The sequence below is a fragment of the Rubellimicrobium thermophilum DSM 16684 genome, assembly GCF_000442315.1.
In the GTDB taxonomy this organism is placed as follows: domain Bacteria; phylum Pseudomonadota; class Alphaproteobacteria; order Rhodobacterales; family Rhodobacteraceae; genus Rubellimicrobium; species Rubellimicrobium thermophilum.
This window is the reverse complement of the sequence record NZ_KE557324.1, coordinates 267,563-285,974: the sequence shown is the minus strand read 5'-3', so window position 1 is coordinate 285,974 and position 18,412 is coordinate 267,563. Positions and strand designations below refer to the sequence as shown.

17 protein-coding genes, 1 tRNA gene and 1 pseudogene are annotated in these 18,412 nt (G+C 67.2%); 10 read left to right on the top strand and 9 right to left on the bottom strand.

From position 1 onward, the window contains the following. The 7 genes from RUTHE_RS13630 to RUTHE_RS13600 all read right to left on the bottom strand — a co-directional run. Positions 1-651 (bottom strand): hypothetical protein (locus tag RUTHE_RS13630; RefSeq protein ID WP_021099054.1); only part of this gene is annotated, 651 nt, incomplete at its 3' end. Between the two features lie 22 nt (positions 652-673). Beyond that, a complete protein-coding gene (locus RUTHE_RS13625; RefSeq protein ID WP_021099053.1) occupies positions 674-1,531 on the bottom strand; it encodes an ATP-binding protein in 858 nt (285 codons plus the stop codon). Between the two features lie 104 nt (positions 1,532-1,635). Next, a complete protein-coding gene (locus RUTHE_RS13620) occupies positions 1,636-2,118 on the bottom strand; it encodes a hypothetical protein (RefSeq protein ID WP_007426703.1) in 483 nt (160 codons plus the stop codon). A 35-nt stretch (positions 2,119-2,153) separates the two neighbouring features. Next, positions 2,154-2,504 carry a hypothetical protein gene (locus RUTHE_RS13615; protein ID WP_084465102.1) on the bottom strand — a complete coding sequence of 117 codons (351 nt, stop codon included), beginning with the start codon at positions 2,502-2,504 and terminating at the stop codon, positions 2,154-2,156. Between the two features lie 13 nt (positions 2,505-2,517). After that, positions 2,518-3,111, bottom strand: coding sequence for a sigma factor (locus tag RUTHE_RS13610; RefSeq protein WP_021099050.1), 594 nt, complete (start codon positions 3,109-3,111; stop codon positions 2,518-2,520). Positions 3,112-3,226: 115 nt separating this feature from the next. Next, positions 3,227-4,225, bottom strand: a complete 999-nt coding sequence (locus RUTHE_RS13605) for a helix-turn-helix domain-containing protein (RefSeq protein WP_021099049.1) — start codon at positions 4,223-4,225, stop codon at positions 3,227-3,229. After that, a complete protein-coding gene (locus tag RUTHE_RS13600) occupies positions 4,173-5,411 on the bottom strand; it encodes a hypothetical protein (protein WP_021099048.1) in 1,239 nt (412 codons plus the stop codon). Before RUTHE_RS13600 ends, RUTHE_RS13605 begins: the two co-directional genes overlap by 53 nt. A 480-nt stretch (positions 5,412-5,891) precedes the next feature. Between RUTHE_RS13600 and RUTHE_RS13595 the strand changes: the two genes are divergently transcribed. The 9 genes and pseudogenes from RUTHE_RS13595 to RUTHE_RS18800 all read left to right on the top strand — a co-directional run. Continuing rightward, positions 5,892-6,347 (top strand): DUF2924 domain-containing protein, encoded by a 456-nt coding sequence (locus tag RUTHE_RS13595; protein WP_021099047.1) that lies wholly within the window; start codon positions 5,892-5,894, stop codon positions 6,345-6,347. Beyond that, positions 6,344-7,669: a recombinase family protein gene (locus tag RUTHE_RS13590; RefSeq protein ID WP_021099046.1), complete on the top strand. Its 1,326-nt coding sequence runs from the start codon at positions 6,344-6,346 to the stop codon at positions 7,667-7,669. The genes RUTHE_RS13595 and RUTHE_RS13590 overlap by 4 nt, the downstream gene beginning before the upstream one ends. After that, positions 7,666-8,046, top strand: coding sequence for a hypothetical protein (locus RUTHE_RS13585; RefSeq protein ID WP_021099045.1), 381 nt, complete (start codon positions 7,666-7,668; stop codon positions 8,044-8,046). Before RUTHE_RS13590 ends, RUTHE_RS13585 begins: the two co-directional genes overlap by 4 nt. Before the next feature lie 137 nt (positions 8,047-8,183). Next, positions 8,184-10,793, top strand: coding sequence for a Z1 domain-containing protein (locus tag RUTHE_RS13580; RefSeq protein WP_211217761.1), 2,610 nt, complete (start codon positions 8,184-8,186; stop codon positions 10,791-10,793). Beyond that, positions 10,786-11,799, top strand: a complete 1,014-nt coding sequence (locus tag RUTHE_RS13575; RefSeq protein ID WP_021099043.1) for a PD-(D/E)XK motif protein — start codon at positions 10,786-10,788, stop codon at positions 11,797-11,799. Before RUTHE_RS13580 ends, RUTHE_RS13575 begins: the two co-directional genes overlap by 8 nt. Further along, a complete protein-coding gene (locus tag RUTHE_RS17115) occupies positions 11,796-12,632 on the top strand; it encodes a hypothetical protein (protein ID WP_021099042.1) in 837 nt (278 codons plus the stop codon). Before RUTHE_RS13575 ends, RUTHE_RS17115 begins: the two co-directional genes overlap by 4 nt. Continuing rightward, a complete protein-coding gene (locus RUTHE_RS17110) occupies positions 12,629-13,648 on the top strand; it encodes a hypothetical protein (protein ID WP_021099041.1) in 1,020 nt (339 codons plus the stop codon). Before RUTHE_RS17115 ends, RUTHE_RS17110 begins: the two co-directional genes overlap by 4 nt. Further along, positions 13,645-14,553 carry a hypothetical protein gene (locus tag RUTHE_RS13565; RefSeq protein WP_021099040.1) on the top strand — a complete coding sequence of 303 codons (909 nt, stop codon included), beginning with the start codon at positions 13,645-13,647 and terminating at the stop codon, positions 14,551-14,553. Before RUTHE_RS17110 ends, RUTHE_RS13565 begins: the two co-directional genes overlap by 4 nt. Continuing rightward, positions 14,550-15,254 (top strand): annotated as a pseudogene (locus tag RUTHE_RS18800) (DUF6339 family protein); the annotation flags it as partial. The gene RUTHE_RS13565 and the pseudogene RUTHE_RS18800, both read left to right, overlap by 4 nt. Before the next feature lie 206 nt (positions 15,255-15,460). Here RUTHE_RS18800 and RUTHE_RS13560 read toward each other — a convergent pair. Continuing rightward, positions 15,461-17,101, bottom strand: coding sequence for a DNA cytosine methyltransferase (locus RUTHE_RS13560; RefSeq protein WP_021099038.1), 1,641 nt, complete (start codon positions 17,099-17,101; stop codon positions 15,461-15,463). On the opposite strand from RUTHE_RS13560, the gene RUTHE_RS13555 reads away from it, so the two are divergent. After that, positions 16,995-17,636, top strand: coding sequence for a very short patch repair endonuclease (locus tag RUTHE_RS13555; protein WP_342662251.1), 642 nt, complete (start codon positions 16,995-16,997; stop codon positions 17,634-17,636). The two genes, RUTHE_RS13560 and RUTHE_RS13555, sit on opposite strands and share 107 nt — an antisense overlap. A gap of 326 nt (positions 17,637-17,962) precedes the next feature. Here RUTHE_RS13555 and RUTHE_RS13550 read toward each other — a convergent pair. Next, positions 17,963-18,052, bottom strand: a tRNA-Ser gene (locus RUTHE_RS13550). Positions 18,053-18,412 lie beyond the last annotated feature (360 nt).

The window sequence follows — 18,412 nt, the reverse complement described above, 5'->3', positions numbered from 1 at the left end:
CCAGGCCGGAGCCGCCGCCGGGGCTTGCGGCTGCGCACCCCATGCCGGCGTGGGCGCCTGCCAGCCCGGCGCCGGCGCGCTCGCGGCCTTGCGCGGCGGGGCGTTGACGGGCTCCGGGGGAACGGTTTCGCCGCGCATGATCGCGGCATGCTGCGGCTCGTCGGGCAGAACGACGTTCGCGATCCGGTTCTGGTCGCGGTATTGCGGGTTCGAGGCGGGTTCCACCATGATCCGCGCGGCGAAGACGATGCCGTCGAGATGCTTGAGCCCGGGCAGCACCCGCTTGGCTTTGGTATCGGGGCTCTCGTCCCTGGGATCGAGCCCGAGAGCGCTGTCGACCATCGCCCGAAAGGTGGATTTCGAGATCTTCCAGCCGATCGACTGGCCCTTCTCGTCGACCTTGCCGCCCGCCACGGTGAAGCTCTGCCAGAACTTCCGCCGGGCATGCGGCCCCTCGAGGATGGTGAACTCGCAGTCCAGCATCTTCGCGTCGCTCGACTGCGAGGCTTTCAGGAGCCTGGCGTCCATCGGCGTGGCGCCGTCCACGCCGCCGGGGCGCACGGTCAGGCGGACCTTGGCGAAGGTGCCGTCGGGGATCAGCTCGCCGATGGGGGCCATCTGCGGCTGGGCATCATTGAGATCGTAGCTCATGGATCTGTCCTTTGCGTCTGGATCAGGAGGGTTTTGCGGAGTGGGCGGGTGCGCGGCCGTCGATCTTCGCGATCAGCGCGCCGAGATCGGGCGGCTCGGTGGTATCGAGGCGGCCGGAGCGGTCCTTGGCGGGAAGGCCCCAGGGGTTGCCGGAGCGGCAGACGAGGCGGCGCTCGGCGGAGGTCTCGTCGAGGGTCCAGTCGCCCTTGGCGTCGCGGCCGAAGAGCTGCATGGAGACGACCTGATCGACGATGCCCGGCAATTCGCGCCCGGCCTTCGTGCCCTCCATCTGCGGCTGCCATGTCGTCGCGCCGAACTCGTCGGTCACCTTCTCGAGCACGCCAACAAAGATCACCGTCTTGCCGCGGGCGTGCTGGAGGTGCTTCAGCGCCTGGATCACCTCGCGGCCCAGGAGCCCGTAGGCGCCACGGACATCGGGCTTCCCGGTCCGCTCGGAAAAGGCCTCCGGCTGCTGGCGGGCATAGGCCATGGCCTGACGCGTCAGGTCGGTGATCGAGTCGACGAAGACGATCCGCTTGCGGGCGAGGAAGTCCTCGATGCCCGTGCCGAGATACTGCTGCTGCAGCCAGGCGTGATACTCGGCGCCGTACCAGGACTGCGGGTGCTGCGCGGGGTCGTGCCCGCCGATCAGCACGACGAGGTCGCGGAAATCGGTGAAGCTGCGCACCGGGATCGAGTCCCCGCGCCAGTCCTGCACCGACTTCATGCCGGCCTCGAGATCGAGGCAGACGGTCTCCTCGGCGGGCAGCGTCTTCAGGAGCGTCGTCTTGCCGACGCCGGGCGGGCCGAAGATGGCCATCGAGGTCTTGTTCTCGGCGGCCGAGAGCCGTTCGTCGGCGGTGATGATGCGGAAGGCCATGGGGTTCTCCGGGGTTCGTGTTCAGGGTGCGCGGCGGCGGGGGTGACCGGGTGCCGAAGGGGAACCTGCCCGGCGTTGCCGACCGGGCGTCCCGCCGCCGCGCGTCACCGGTCTCGAGCCTCGAGCCGGAAGACGGGTTTGCCGGTGGTCTCGCTGCGCGCGTCCGCGAAGCCCTCGCGCATCGCCGCGGGCCAGGCGCCGTAGCGCCGCTCGGGAACGCGATAGGCGATCTCGAGATACTCGGTGGGATCGTCGCCCGCGGCGCGGATGCGCTCGGCCATGGCGGCAAGCCGGTCCTGATCCCAGGAAACCTTCTTCGGCAGGTCCGCGACAACCACGACACCCTCGTCCTCGACCCTCACGGTGCCGCTGGTCTTCCCCTGCGCGGTCCGCTCGGCCGCGGCGGCGCCCTCGTAGCGTTGCGCGATCCCGGCCTCGAGCCGGTCCCGCAGCCGCTTCACGCGGGCAGTCTCGGCGAGCGCGGTCGTCTGCAGGTCCAGCAGCATCTCGGGCGGCAGCGCCGCGATGTCGCCGAGGGCGAGACGTTCGAGATCGTTGAAATGCGGGGTGTTGTCGGGATGCGGCATGGCGGGAACTCCGGTGGAGGGGAACGGGACGGCCATCAGGCGGCCTCGGCGAGAAGGCGGGCGAAGGGCACGGGCGCGTTGCGCGGTCGACCCCGGGCGATGGCGAGATAGGCGAAGCGGTCGGGGCCGAGGCGCAGCTGCGCGAGATGGACGAGGCCGGCCTCGAAGGCGCGGAAGGCGGCATCGCCGAGCGCGGCGAGCCGGCGGCGGTCGGGCTCGGGCAGGGTCGAGACGACCGGCGCGCTGTCGATCCCGAGGAAGCCGCGGTGGTATTCCAGCCGGTCGCCGGGCAGCGCCTGGCCGACCCAGGCACAGAACTCGATATCGGTCAGCGGTCGCGGCCGCGCCGGGGCGAAGGCGGTTGGGGGCATGACAAGCATCTCCATGTCCTCCCTCTACTCACGCCGCCCGCAAACCGTCCCACCGCCCCCCAAGCCCGCGCATGGCGAGCTCGCGCCGCAGGCGCGCGAGGCGGCGGTAGAGGGCGGAGCGGGAGAGGCCGTCGCGGCCGACCAGATCGGCCAGAGCGCAGGTGCCGAGGCGCGCGCAGAGGCTGCGGTCGGCCGGCCCGAGGTCGGCGAGCGCGCGGGCGAGATCGTGGCGCAGCTCGGCCTCCGCGATGGGGCAGCGGTCCTGCCCCTGCCAGGCGGCGAGCCCGTCCGCCTCGGCCAGCAGGCACCCCAGCGGCTCGGCGCTGCCGGCAACGGGCGCGTCGAGGGACAGCACGCTGCCGCCCTGAGCCCGGCGCTGGCGGTGGTGCCGGATCGCGATGCGCGACGCCTGATTGCGCAGGACGAGCCCGGCGAAGGCGCCGATGCTGCCGCGGCGCGCATCGAACCCCGGCAGACGGCAGATCAGATCGACCAGAAGGTCCTGGCGGAGATCGTCGAGATCGGCTTCGGGGAGCGCGAGCCTGCGGTGCAGGCGCCGCGCCGCGAGATCGGCCTCGTCGAGAAGCGTGGCAAGGTCGGAAGGGGAGATCGGAGGGTGCATGTCGAAGGTCCTGGTCGTTTCCGTTCACGACCCGACCGTGCAACATGCCGAAATCCCTTATCTCTCGGGTTCCTCCCGAAAACCTCCCGAAAACCTCCCGCCCCGGCCTTGCCCCTCAGTCGAGGAAGCCGATGGCCTCGGCCGGCAATCTCAGCCGGGCGCCGATGCGGGAACGGCGCTCGATGAAGCCGTCCTTCGGGACGTCGCGGGGCCCGGCATGGTTGCGGAGGGCGTTCCGCAACCGATGCACGCAGCGGTCGACCTGTTCGGGATTGCTGTCGTGCCCGGTGGCCGCCTTCAGCGCGGCGGCGATGCGGTCGTTCGAGACGAAACCTCCCGTATCGGCCGCTTCCTCGGCGAGAAGGACGAAGGCCCCGAAGTCCCGGTGCTCGATGGCGAGCTCCGCCCCGTCGAACAGCGCGCGCCGCCCTGTCCGGTCGATGCGCAAGCGCGCCTCGGGGCCGCCCCTCGGTGCCGGAAGGCGCACCTGCCCGAACGCCATAGCGAAGGGCCGGTCAGGGTCGTGGGCAAGAAGCGTCTGCGCCTGCGCGAGCACGGCGCGTGCTCCCTCGATCTGGCGCAGGGCGGAGGGCGGCAGATCGCAGGCCGAAAGGGACACGAGGACCACCGGGATTTCGGCTGCGATGGCGCCCCGGATGCGATCCAGGGCCTCCTGCACCCGATGGGGTCGCAGCCCGCGCACGAGGCACACCTCTGCGGTGCGAGCCCCGGCGGCATGGCGCCCGAGCCGCCAGATCCGCGCCGCGATCTCGACGGGGCCGGGGCCCGTCAGGCCGGATTGCTTCCGGATCTCGCGGCAGAGCGCCGCGAAATCGATGTCGTGGTGCCGGACGGACTGCGGGTCGTCGATCCGGACGACCTCTCCCGTTTCGGGATCGACTTCGACGAGCCCGCCGCTGCCGTCGGCGATGATGACGGTATCGCCCGCATCACGCAGGTCGGCGCGCTCGATCAGTATCCCGCGCGCGCGCAGCGAGCGCAGCAACCGCGGCTCGACCCCGTCGAGGTCCGAGCCGGCCACGGCAGGGATCGGGTGCCGGTCACTCAGCTGCAGCAGCAGTGCGGCGAGACGGGCGGCGTCTGCGGACGTCATGGTCTTCCAGCATCTCGAGGATCGGGCGCTCGTGGGAGTGATCCCGCATCGAGAGCGTCCGGGGCGGCCGGATGGTCACCGGGACGACGGTCTCGCTGCCGTCCACCTCGATCGTCACGTCGATCTTCGCGTGGACGATCCGCACCTCCGCGATGTCGATTTCCGGGGCCACGCGGGCAAGCCGCGCGATGGCATCCTGTGTGTCCCGCAGCGTCATCGTCCAAGGCGAGCGGCGCAGTCGCCCGGCAGCGGTCCGCGCGGTCTCGTCGATGCGGATCTCGCGCAGCGCCACATGGGTGATGTCGCCCTCGGGATCGGGGCGGAACGCGAAGGGCGCCCCGGCGGCCTGCAGCGGGGCGAGGCTGTAAAGCTCTTCCGCCGCCGAGGCCTCGAAGATCTCGGCGTCTCCCAGGACATGCTCGCCGAAGATGCGGGCGAGCTTCTTCGCGTCCGGAGCGGATTTCGAGCCCACCGCGATCGCCCCGCGCCGCCGGTCGTATTCGAGGGTGGATTGCACGATCTCGCGGAACTTGACAGTGTCCTCGGCCCCGTCCCGGTCAACGTTCTTCGTCTCTGCCTTCGTCCCGTGCAGCACCAGGATGCGCAGCAGGTCGTCCTCGTCGAACCAGTGGACCTCGCAGAAATGTCCGTCGTAGCGGCCCGAGAACCAGGCCCGGACGGCCTCCGCGAAGGCCGCCTGCACCCCCGGATCGTCGTGGCGGAGCTCTGCGTCCGCGCGTTCGGCGTCGCGTTCCAGCTTGGACGCGTGGGCGAGGAACGCTGCGGCCCCGAGCGCGCGATCGAAGATCGGACGATGATCGAGAAACGCGGCAAGCGCGATGAACCGCGGCGTGAACCTTCGGTCGTCCGTCTCGCCCCCGCGGCGGAGGCCCGCCAGCAGGTCGACACCCGCCTCGGCGGCGATCTCCTGCAGGATCCGGGCCCCGGCCTCGGTGGCGAGCGTCGAGATGTTGTAGAGCGCGAACTGCAGCCTTGCCGGAAACCGGCGGTCGGCGCGGGCGAAGAGATCGAAGAGCCGCCTGCGTCGCTCGGTCTCGTCTTCCGGCAGACCGTCCCAGTCGAGGCCGATCTGCGAAAGGTAGGGATCGAGCAAACGGCGCAGCAGCTCGAGATCCACCGTCCGGGAAAAGGCGCGGTCTACGAAGTTCCTGATCCTCCTGGTCATGCATGCTCCTTCCGGTTCGAAACGCTCGCAACCGACCGGGCACATGACCGCTGTCCATCGATCCGATCCGGGCTTGCGGTCAGATCGCGCTCGGGGGACCGGAGGAAGCGGCCCCACCGTCCTCTGGGCAAGCGCCACATTTGTTCCAATTATGTTCTAGCCGATCGCGCAACCGGGAGTCGAGTCCTCCGACGGGTCGTTCGCGCCGGATCGTCCGCGATGGGACGGTTCGGACGGGCGGTGAGTAGAGGAAGGGCGACACCTCCCGGACCCGCCCTGCATGAAACGCCCCAATCCCCTGCCGCCCCATCTGATGACGCCCGCCGAGCGGCGGGCCGAGCTGTGCGGCCTGCTGGCGCTCGGGCTGGTTCGGTTGCGGATGCGGGAGGTGGGCGAAGTATCTGACGATACTGGAGAACGTTGCCTACACTATCCGTCCGACCAATGCCGTCATGCAACTCCAACGCACCGGAGAAATGCATGAACAAGCCCGATCCCATCCCTGCGCGCTTGGCCGCGCTGAAGACCACCTCGACGCCGGAACTGAAGGCGCAGTGGCGCGACCTGTTCGACAGCGAACCGCCGCCGTTCAACCGCCGCTACCTTGAATCCCGCCTGGCCTATCGCATCCAGGAACTGGCCTATGGCGGGCTGAAGCCGGAGACGATCCGGCGCCTTGAGCGGCTGGGCGAGGAACTGGACGGCGGCGACAGCAAGAAGCGCAGCATCCGCGCCGATCGCGACCGCCCGATCACCGGCACGCGGCTGCTGCGAGAATGGCAGGGCGTCGAGCAGATCGTCACCGTCACCTCCGACGGCTTCGAATGGCAGGGGCGGCCCTACAAGTCGCTGTCCGCCATCGCCCGCGCCATCACCGGCACGCGTTGGAACGGTTGGACCTTCTTCGGGCTCAAGAACCACAGGGGGCGGAAGTGACGAAGCCGCCTGAAAAACCGAAGGTCGTCCGCAAGCTGCGGTGCGCCATCTACACCCGGAAATCTTCCGAGGAAGGGCTGGAACAGGAATTCAACAGCCTGCACGCCCAACGCGAAGCCTGTGAGGCGTACATCGCCAGCCAGCGGTCCGAGGGCTGGGTACTTGTCCGCGATCAGTATGACGACGGCGGCATCTCCGGCGGCACGCTGGAACGCCCCGGCCTGAAGCGGCTGCTGGAGGATATCGAGGACGGGCTGGTCGACGTGGTCGTGGTCTACAAGATCGACCGCCTCAGCCGCTCGCTCGCCGACTTCGCCAAGCTGGTGGAGGTGTTCGATCGCAACGGGGTGACCTTCGTCTCGGTGACGCAGTCGTTCAACACGACCACGTCGATGGGGCGGCTGACGCTCAACATCCTGCTCTCGTTCGCCCAGTTCGAGCGCGAGGTGACCGCCGAGCGGATCCGTGACAAGGTCGCCGCCAGCCGCAAGAAGGGCATGTGGATGGGCGGGGTGCCGCCCTTCGGCTACCGCGTCGAGAACCGGAAGCTGGTGGTGGACGAGGACGCCGCGGCGCACGTCCGCTGGATCTTCGCGCGCTTCCTCGAGATCGGGTCCTGCACGGTGCTGGCCCGCGAGGTGGCAACGCGCGGCATCCGGACGCCGCGCGGCAACCGGATCGACAAGAAATACCTCTACCGGATGCTCTCGAACCGCGCCTACATCGGCGAGGCGGTCTACAAGGGCGAGAGCTATCCCGGCGAGCACGACCCCATCATCGACCGCGAGACGTGGGACCGCGTCCATGCCATCCTGCAGGAGAGCCCCCGCAAGCGAGCCGCCCGCACCCGCGCCGACACGCCTGCGCTGCTGAAAGGGCTGCTGTTCGGGCCGGACGGCGCGGCCTTCTCGCCGACCCACACGCGCAAGGGCGCCAGGCTCTACCGCTACTACGTCAGCCAGACCGTGCTGAAGCACGGCGCCGGGTCGTGCCCAGTCGGACGTGTGCCTGCGGGGGAGATCGAGGCAGCCGTGATCGACCAGCTGCGCGCCGTCTTCCGCCAGCCGGAAATCGTGGCAGGGACGTGGAAGGCGGCGCGGACGCTGGACGACAACATCACCGAGGCAGACGCCCGCGCGGCCTTGCAGCAGCTCGATCCACTGTGGGACGAACTCTTCCCCGCAGAGCAGGCCCGCATCGTGGCGCTGCTGGTCGAGCGCGTGGACATCGGCGTGAACGGGCTGAACCTCCGGCTCCGCGTCGACGGGCTCGGCAGCCTCGCGCGCGAGATGCTGACCGGCGGCATCGAGGCCGCAGCATGACACGCGGCGCATCCATCCCTGACACCGTGACGCTCCACGTCCCGTTCCGCGTCGTGAAGCGTGGCGGGCGGAAGGCAATCGCACTCCCCGACGGCGCGTCCGCGCCCCGCCGCCCCGACGATGCCCTCGTCAAGGCCCTTGCGCGCGCGTTCCGCTGGAAGCAGATTCTCGAGTCGGATGAGTTCGCCACCATCGCCGAACTGGCCGAGCGCGAGGGGATCGCGCCTTCCTATCTCACCCGCGTCCTGCGCCTGACGTTGCTCGCGCCGGACATCGTCGAGGCGATCCTCGAAGGGAAGCAGGGGCCAGAGCTGACCTTGGCCAGGCTGATGGACGGGTTCCCGGAGGAGTGGGAGGTGCAGCGGAAGTCTTTCTGACATTTTCGGCACTTCCAATCCAATCCTCGACTTGATCCCGAAATCATCGCGTGATTGCTTGGGCTTGATCCAGTTCTTCTGGAGATTGCTCGTGTTTCAGTAGGGAGAGCGTTGTGCCGGGGCCTCAAGTTGATGGATTGGTTGAACGTATTCGCCAGGCGCTGCCTCGGCATGGCAATATAGAAAGCGCGGTTGCAGCCGTTCGCGCCGAACTCGACCTCCTCTCCCCCGGGCTTGCAGCTAATCTGTCCGGCGAAATCGACGAGGCCGCCGCCATCGTTGCCCGCGAGTTCGAACAGATCGAGATACTCCACAGCCACTCGGTGATCAGGAAACGGCCTGAATGGTACTTCGGCCCGAGACCGTCGGACCTGCACTGGCCTGCCGTGAAGTCCTTCCTTCTCAACGAGAAGAAGTGGCACGAGGACGACGTGCGCGACATCGATGACGCATCGAACGAGGTGGTCTCTCTTCTCGAGAACCCTCGGGATGCGTCGAGGAGCCAGTTCTCATGCCGCGGACTGGTCGTCGGCCACGTCCAGTCGGGCAAGACGGCGAACATGACGGCCGTCATCGCCAAGGCACTCGACGCCGGCTACGACACAGTGATCGTCCTCGCCGGTCTGACGAACAAGCTGCGGCACCAGACCCAGATCAGGTTGTATTCCGACCTCGTGCGCCGCAATCCCCTGAACTGGCAGGTGCTCACGTCGAACGAGGTGGACAGGGATTTCCGGGCACCGCCTCAGGGCGGTTTCCTCTCCCACTCCGACAAGGCGCAGCTGGCCGTCATAAAGAAGAACGTCTCGCCCCTTGGAGAATTGCGCAAGGCCATCAGGGAGACATTGCCAGCCGTGTTGCAGCAGCTCCGGGTTCTCGTCATCGACGACGAATGCGACCAGGCAAGCGTGAACTCGGCGCGGGGCGAGCTCGACATGACGGCCATCAACCAGCGCATCCGCGAACTTCTCGGACTTCTCCCGGCTGTTACCTATGTCGGCTACACCGCCACTCCCTTCGCGAATGTGCTGATCAACCCCTACCGTGTCGACGGCCAGGAGCTCGACGACCTCTATCCACGGGACTTCATCACGGCACTGCCGAAACCAGATCGGTACTTCGGCACCGAGCGTCTGTTCGGAAAGACGCCGGTAGACCCGGAGGACGTGCGGCCCGACGAGGAAGGGCTCGACATGATCCGCGACGTGCCTGATGAGGATGAGGCGGGACTGCAGCCGCGCAGCAGAAGGGAGCGTGACGCCTTCCAGCCTGCCATGACGCCGAGTCTCGAGGCTGCCATCCTCTACTTCCTCGCGTGCTGCGCTGCGCGGCGCGCCCGCGGACATGGGGACCAGCACATGACGATGCTGGTGCACACATCAGCCTACGTTCGCGCGCACGAGCGGGTTGCGGCGCTGATCGAGGGCTGGGTCGACGTGCACCGCAAGGATCTTGTCGATCCGGCATCCGACATCGGATCCCGGCTCGGTCGAGTCTGGGACGAGGAACTGGGAAGACTGCCGGACGACCTGACCGATGCGAAGCCTGTCACACTGGAAGATGTCTTCCGGTATCTGCCGGAGGTGCTCGACGGCATCGAGTTCCCGGTCGAGAACGGCGCAAGCGACGACAGGATCGATTATTCCGGCGGGCCGAAGACCTACATCGTGGTCGGCGGCTCCATCCTCGCCCGGGGGCTGACCCTCGAAGGCCTCATGGTCAGTTACTTCCTGCGAACGGCAAACCAGTACGACACGCTCCTCCAGATGGGACGCTGGTTCGGCTATCGGCCCGGCTACGAGGATCTTCCGCGGATCTGGATGCCGCGCGGTCTGAAGCTGAGGTTCAGGGCGCTTGCCTCCGTCGAGCAGGAAATCAGGGAGGACATCGAGCAGTATCGGCTCCGCGACCTCACGCCGATGGACCTGGCGGTCCGGATCAGGGCAATCCCCGGCATGGCGATCACGGCGGCAAACAAGATGCGCGCCGCAAGGCGCTGTGCTGTCAGCTACTGGGGAACCCATCGTCAGACGTTCCGTTTCGCTCACACCGACGCCGGACTGCTCGAAAGGAACTGGGCAGCAGGCAGCGAACTTGTCAGCCGTATCGAGGCGCTTGGACTGCGCGATCGGGACGCAGGGGATCGCAAGCTCTGGCGCAACGTGCCGAGGTCGTCGGTCCGCAGATTCCTCGAGGCCTATTCCGTCGAGTCCTCCCAGGCGGACCTGCTGCCGGCCATGCTGGTACCGTTCATCGACGGGCCGGATCCGCGCCTTTCATCATGGAACGTCGGTATCGTCGAGTCCGGCCGCGGTCGCGATTCCGATGCTCCTCTCGGTACGATCGGCTCCGTCAGGACGGTCAACCGCGCCAGGCTGAAGGACACGAACGGGATCGCGGACATCAAGGCGCTCATGTCGAGACGCGATGTGGTTTTCGACTGCGGTGACACCGTGGAAGCCAACGGAAGCTGGGATGAACTGAAGGCGGCGAGGCTTGAATTGGTGGGACAGGTTCCGCTGCTCCTGCTCTATCCCATCGCGCGGGACTCGCGCCCCGAGCGCGAGAGCAAGGCGAGAGTGCCGCTCGATGCCGTGCACGACGTGCTCGGCATCGGGATCGTCTTCCCCGGATCGGTCACGGAGGGGGGGAACTTCGTCTCGGTGGAGCTGCAGCCGCTGTCGGCCGAGGAAGTTGCCGAGATCGAGGAAGAGGAGGCTGCGCAGACGGAGGCAGCAGGTGTCTAGACTCGAGCAGGAGAGCCCGCCGCAGGGACGCTGGAACGTCCTTCGGGCAGGGCACACCGACGGTGACGGTCTGGGTATCCCCTCGCTCCCTCTTCCCGCGACGACGAAGGCGGGGCCCGTCCGGCTGGCCGTCGGTTCCGGCGGTGAGGCGCGGCTGCTGGTGCCGCTTGCCGCGGGCGAGATAATCGGTGGTCTCGCGATGGGCAATGCCCTGAAGATCGGCTTGACGACTCTCACGCATGGGCAACGCGCGATCCGGTTTCTCGATGTCATCTGCATGTCGCCGGATCTCGAAGCCGTGTTCGGCGAGGTCGTGGATGACATCGTCCGCCGTCTGGCCGACCGGAAGGACGGGGTCGCGGCAGTGGCAGGTGCGCTCGATGACTTCCGCGAGCTTCTCGTCCCGCCAGCAGGGAGCGAGATTGACAGATCGCGGGTTGTCGGCCTCGTGGCCGAGCTGGTCGTGGTGAACCGGCTCCTTGACATCTCGCCGTCGGCCTGGCGCTGCTGGCGCGGGCCGGCCGGCGACCGGCACGACTTCCGGGCCCGAGACGTCTCGCTGGAGGTCAAGGCATCGCTCGGCGCCGGGGCCCACGAGGTCACCATCAACGGCATCGATCAGCTGGAACCGCCTGCGGGCGGATCTCTGCACCTTGCGCATCTGGTCCTCGAGGCGGTCGAGGGCGGCCTTCTCACCGTGGCTTCTCTCGGAGACAGGGCCTTGCTGCGCGCCGATGACCCTGCGGGACTGCGGGCGCTGCTCGCGGCCGTCGGCTGCACGGATGTGCATGACGCCGGATGGAACCGTTTCGCATTCAGGGCGGAGGCAGAACGCCTCTACCGTGTTGGCCCGGGTTTTCCCCGGATCGCCCCTTCGAGCTTTGTCGGCGGAAGGATCCCTGCAGGTATCGTCGATGCGACCTACAGGATCGATCTCGGTCATGTCTCTGACGCGGAGTGCCCGCCGGAGGAATTCGCCTCACTCCTCAGGGAGCTGTCAGGATGACCTTGAGCCCGCTCGAACTCCATTCCGAGCCCTACGGTTCGACCGGAAACATCGGTGAGAACTTCCGCCGTCTGCTCGGCGCGCCAACGCTCGATCTGTTGCAGACGGTCATTCGGGAAGCGGTCCAGAACATTGCTGATGCCGCGCGACCGGGCGTCGGGCCCGAGATCCTGATCAGGATGCGGACTCTCTCGGACACCCAGCGCGACGTCCTTCGCCGCTTCATCCTTGCCGAGATCCCCGAGGAACCCGGGTCGTCCACAGCGATTTCAACCTTCCTTGAGGCCGAGAGGGCTGTCGTTCTCGAGATCTGCGACTTCGGCACTGTCGGCCTTGGCGGCCCTACACGTTCGGACCGGATCCCGGTGGGAACCGAAAGGACCGACTTCATCGACTTCCTTCGCAACATCGGCACAGCTCGGGACACCGAACAAGGGGGCGGCACCTACGGCTTCGGCAAGGTCGCCCTGTATCGCGCCAGCGCCTGCAGTACGATCATCGTGGACTCGCTGCCCGACGGAGCTGGTCCGGAGGGGCGGCGCCTGATGGCATGCCATGTCGGCCGCTCCTTCGAAAAGCCGGAGAACGGGATGAGGAGGCGCTTCACAGGCCGTCACTGGTGGGGCGTCAGGGATCCGGCGGACGGGATCGCCGATCCGGCAACGGGTGATACCGCCTCGGCGCTGGCCGGTCAACTCGGTCTGCCGGAACGCGGCCCGGGCAGATCGGGGACCACGATCATGATCCTCGGCTTCCAGACCGACGAGGACGATCTGACGGCAACGGAAACCGGATCGTCGAGACGCTGCTCTGGAATTTCTGGCCGCGGATGATGCGCGACGCCCCGGCGAAGCACCGCTTTGCCTGCAGTGTGATGGTCGAGGATCGGGAACTGCTCGTTCCGGCGCCAGAGGAATTCGCCCCATTCGATCTGTTGTGCAAGGCAATGACCGCGGCGCGGGCCCGCACGGGAAACAATGTTCGGCGGATCGAGTCCCAGAGGCCACAGAAGATCCTCGGCACGCTCGCCATCGAGAAGGGCCTGCGGTCGCCGAGACGCTACCTGACTGCGGACGAGGACGTCCGGCTTGTCCCCGAGCAGATGCACCACATTGCGCTGATGCGGCCCGTTGAGCTCGTCGTGAAGTATCTCGAGGGCAATCCGCTCCCCGACGCGCGGCTGGAATGGGCAGGCGTGTTCATCGCCAGCGACGAGGATGAGGTAGAGCAGGCCTTTGCGGATTCCGAACCGCCTGCCCATGATGACTGGGTTCCCGACAACCTGCCGAAAGGCAACGAAAAGCGCTACGTCAACATAGCGCTGAAGCGCCTGAAGGAAATCGCCTCCGAGATGGGCATGGAGCCGATCTCGCGAAGGCCGGGGGACGGATCCGGTCCACCGCTTGCGCGCCTTGCCGGGCGCCTTGGGGCTGTGCTCGAAAACGTCGGGGGCGACGGCGCCGGGCGGCGGCGAGGTTCCGGCGGATCCGGAGGCGGGCGCCCTTCGAGGGCGCGGGCAAGTCGTCCCGTGTTTCAGCGCCTCGAGGCTGGCGATGCCGGACGGATTGCCGTCTTCCTCACCGAGGTGACGCAGGACGCGCTGCGAAGTGGTGCGAAGCTGATTGCTTCGGCCTCCGTGGCAGTGGAAGGCACGACGCTTGGATCAGTCGACGACACCGTCGGCAGGCCTGACGTCCTGTCGGTAAGGTGGCTGGACGGAAATGCGGAAACCGTTGGCGACACCATCGACCTTGGCGGCCGGGAAGGACGGTTCGAGATCCGTGTCCGTGTGCCGGAAGATTGCGCGGTGACGGCCGATGCTGACGTCATTCCGGAGGCCGGAACATGAATCGTCGGGTTGCGTTTCCGTTCCTCACGCTTTCCGACTCGGCCGTGGAAGCCTCCGCATGGGAGATTTCTCTGGACGGTGCCGAATGGTCCGCCGCGGGCGAGTTCCTTCCTCACTGGGACAGCGCCAGCGACATCCGAGTTCGAAGGACGCTGCGACTGAATCTCGAACTGGCAGCGTCCGACCTCGGCATCCCGGCCGATCGCCTCGCCGCGGTGGCCTCGGTGAGGATCGGGACGGGTCAGGGCAGGCTACCCCGCCAGGTCCTTTCCCGCACGCGTCGGGAACTTCGTTCGGGGGACACCTCCTGGGAGTTCGAGAAGACCATCGAGGGCCGCCAGCTTTCGATGGTCCTCGACCTGCAGACGGAGTTCCTTCTGGCGAATGCCCCCTCAGAGGCCTCGGCGCTGTCGCCCGTCCATCCCGGTGACCGGCTCTGGTCGGAGAATATTCGGGTCAGGCTCGAGGGCGAGGAGCCACGCTTCCCGATCGAGACGGTGGACCTCGCGCAGATGCTCGGTGGCGGAATAGCGGGTGCTGCGCCGTGGCACCTGCACTGGTCGCCGGGGGACTGGACGCGCGATTTCCACGGAGCGGTTCGTCTTTACCTCAACGCGAAGTCCGGCGAGACCCTTCAGCGGATCGAGGACGAGGACCCGGTCACGATCCAGTTCCTTCTTGGCGATGTCATGAGTCAGATCTGCGAGCGGTTTCTTGCCGACCCCGAAGCCGAGACGATGATGGATGCGGCGGAGCCAGGGTCGCTCGGTGCTCAGGCCGCAACGTGGCTGCGCAAGGCGTGGCCTGGCAAGGACGCTTCCTTCATCCGTTCCGTACTCGAAAGCCGTCCGGGCGCCTTCCGCTCAACCATGCTTGCGCTCGCAGAGCCGGGAGTTCCGGAATGACGTTTCTGCTTCCAAGACTGCCCGGACCGGCCTGCGACGTCATCGTTCGCAGGTTTCTCGAGCATGGCCCGTCCGCTTGGGGGGGCTTTCGCCCCGATTATCTTCCTGATCAGGTACGCTTTGCCGCTACCGGCGGCGCACCCGTCCCTGCGACGTACCTTGCATCCGTGCGGCAGGATCTCGTCGCAATTGCCCGGAAACATGGGTTTGGACAGCAGGGCGCCCGGCAGTCCCATGCCGGCTTTGATGCCGAGGCCGCCGCCTGGCTTGCTCGATCCGACCTCTTCACTACCGGCGAGGCCCTCCGGGATGATGTCTGGGCTTTTGTTGCCGCTGTCATGGCCCCGGACATCACCTACTGGCGCTTCGGCAGCTCGACAGAGCGCTATGCCGGAGGTGTGCGCAATACCTTCCAGAGGCTCTGGATGCGTGGCCGTGCACTCGACCGGGGGCCTGGGCATCCCGAGCGCTGGGGATTGCTCGATGCGCTGACCGAAGATGCCCTCGTGCAGATTACCGAGCGACCGAGCATCGGGGGCGATCACGTTCTTGCCCTTGCGGTCGCAGAGGTCTGGCTCCGCGCTGCGCGCCATCATGGCAAGGGGGCCATGGAGGACATCATGCGTCGCGCGATCCTCCGCATCCGGGTCCGGAACGAGATCAGGTCCCTTGCGGACCTGCCGCCGGGCGATCTCGCCACATTCCTCGACGGAGTTTTCGGCGTGCCGGAAGGCCCCGTCGACCAGGCAATGCGTCCGCTGTCTGAGGTGTCCTTCGCGGAAGCAGCCCGTAACGTGACGCAGGAAGCCAGACGGCGCGGCTGGCTCTCTCCAAAGTCACAGTCCGCTCTGGAAAATCTCGCTGAAGGTCACGCTGCACTCGAGCGGAGCGAACGGAACGCACTGGACTACCTGCTAGGCAGGCTTTCGGATTCGGGCTTGCTGGCGCAGGACATCTCGGAGCTGCGAGAAGCATTGTCTTCGGACTTCGCCACCACCGAGTCGTCGGCCAGCGGTCCGGAAAGACCGCGCAGGAGAAGCTGGGCGATCTGGCGGGCGAGGTAGGGCGGCACGGCGTTGCCGACCTGGACGTACTGCTGGGTCCGATTGCCGAGGAACAGGTAGTCATCCGGGAAGGTCTGCAGGCGCGCCGCCTCGCGCACGGTGAGGCTGCGGCACTGCATGGGATCGGGGTGGATGAAGTAGTGGCCGTCCTTCGAGATGTGGCTCGTGACTGTCGTCGATGGCTCGCCGGCGAGCTGGACCCGGAAGCGGTCGTTGAAGACGCCGCTGTGCCAGTTGCGATGGTCGGGGCTGAGCGACAGCGGGAAATCGGAAGCCTTCGGGCTGTAACCGCGCACCGCGCCGAAGACGGCAGCGAACAGATATCGCCCGAGGTCCGACGGCATGTGCCCGCGTGTCTCGTGCTGGGCGAAACCGCGCAACGCAGGGCGCTCCAGCCAGGCGAGGAGTTCGTCGTTCGATGTGCCGTAGCCCTCTGGGAGACGTGCCGACTGGCGGGGTGCCGGCAGCCCGTTCTGCAGGCCCCTTGCAACGGCGGAGAAGACGTCGCGCAGCGGCCCGTCTTCCTTGCCCCGGTGGATGCCTGCCAGCAACCGGGCGGCCTCGACGACCTCTCGTTGCCAGCTCGCCGGGTCATCGCGACCGCGGCTCAGGCCGCTGCGCAGGTTCGGCATCATGCTGATGGCGTCATCGACCGTCCGTGTCACCCCTGAAACCGGCACACTCGTCCCCGTAGCCCTCTCCGCAAGATCTGAACGGGTGCCGACGATGATAACCCGGTGACGCCGCTGCGGAACTCCCCATTCCTCGGCGCGGACGATGAAATCCGAGGGCTGCGCGGCCTCCCGCAGGCTGGCGCTGCCGTCCGCCACCCGGATCGCCCGCATCTCGTAGTGATGCCCCCGCCCGGTGCCGAGCGAGGCGAGGTCTTCCATCAGCATCTCGAAGACGAGGCGGCTCTCGACCGTCGAGGACAGCATGCCCTTGACGTTCTCCATGACGAAGGCGGCGGGGCGCAGGCGGTCGAGCACGCGGATGTATTCGCGGAAGAGATAGTGCCTCTCGTCCTCCTCGGGGACGTATCCGACCTTCCCCTTCGCCCGCGCGCGCCCGACAAGCGAGTAGGCCTGGCAGGGCGGGCCGCCGATCAGGATGGTGTCGTCGAACTCCCGGCGCAGTGCACCGATGGCGTGATCGATGGCGGCGGCAGCCGGTTCCGTCCCGAGTTCGAGGCATTGCGCCTCCGTCGTCGCATGCCGCCACGCCGCCGCATCCACCGCGCTCCAGTCGGGCTCCGGGATCAGCCCGGCGTGGAAGTCGATGAAGGCCTTTGGCAACGCTCCGTGACGCGCCTGAAACGCCCGCAGGAAGGCGCGCAAGGTCAGCGTGCGATGCGCCGAGGCCTCCTTCTCGACCGAGATGCCGATCCGGAACGGCGCGTGGCCGCCGACATCGAGGGACGCAAATCCCTCGCCCAGCCCGCCCGGGCCGGCAAACAGATCGACGATGCCGAAAGTGGCTGGCAAATCAGGGGCCTCTCGAATTCGGGTTTCAGGCTGTATACCAGGTCCGGACGCAGAGGCCAGGAGGCAAATGGCAGATATCGTCGACAGGCAGACCCGCTCGCGGATGATGTCCGGGATACGGGGCAAGGACACGAAGCCGGAAATGGTGTTGAGGCGCGCGCTTCACGCACGCGGCTTCCGGTATCGGCTTCATGGAAAGGGTGTCCCCGGTCGGCCGGATATGATCCTCGCGAAACACCGGGCCGTCATCTTCGTGCATGGCTGCTTCTGGCACCGTCACGAAGGCTGCCGCTATGCGACCACGCCCGCCACCCAGCCCGAGTTCTGGCAGGCGAAGTTCGCCGCGAACGTCAGGCGCGATCGTGCGGCATGCGAGGCTCTGATGGCAGATGGGTGGCGCGTCGCTACGATCTGGGAATGCGCGCTGCGCAAGCCGAACCAGGTCACGGCGACCTGCGCTGCGCTGGTCTCATGGCTGGCAACTGGCGCGCCCAGTATCGAGATCGGCGAAGGCGACATTCGCGACACGGAATGATTGGAGGAGAGCTGAAAGCAACCCTGGCTGATCTTCCGATCGCATCGCATCATCGGCGAAGGTTCGATCTCCGTTCCATCTCGACGGGCAGCCCCTGTCGTCGAAGTCAACAGCCTTGCATCGACCGAAACGATGACATTTCAACATCTTGCATGAACTGAACCTTTGCACGTCCAGTCAACAGGTCCGGAGAATACCGGCCCCGAGAGACCGCTTCCGAACCTCCTGGCAGCAGGGGCAGTGCTCAGCCCCTCCCGCATAACCCTCGAATACAACGGAAAAATCCGGCCGCAGCCGGATCGGGAGAACGCGCCTCAGGGGGCAAGTGGCGGAGCGGGAGGGATTCGAACCCTCGAGACGGTTTCCCGCCTACACACTTTCCAGGCGTGCGCCTTCGACCACTCGGCCACCGCTCCGTAGGCGCCATGTGCCCCGCGGCGCCGCGAATGGCAAGGGGGTCGGGAGACCTGCACCATCGCGGTGTCCTCCACAGCCCGCGGACAGCCCCACCGACGGGTCGCATCGCCCGTCATTCCATGCGGGCAGGAGTCCTCCGCCACCAGGCCGTGACAAGAGGCGTGTCCGTCGGGAGCCCACAGAACCTTCTTGCCCCTGCCCGGGTGTCGCCGGCTCCAGAGGGCAGCCAACTCCCATCGCGGCGGGATCCCGGCCGGATGCCGCGGCGATGCGGCTCTTTTGCATCGTGGCCAGGACCATGCGCTGCCCGGCTTCCGGCCTGACCGTCTTCGTTAGCGTCCGAGGAGCTGGTGTAATTT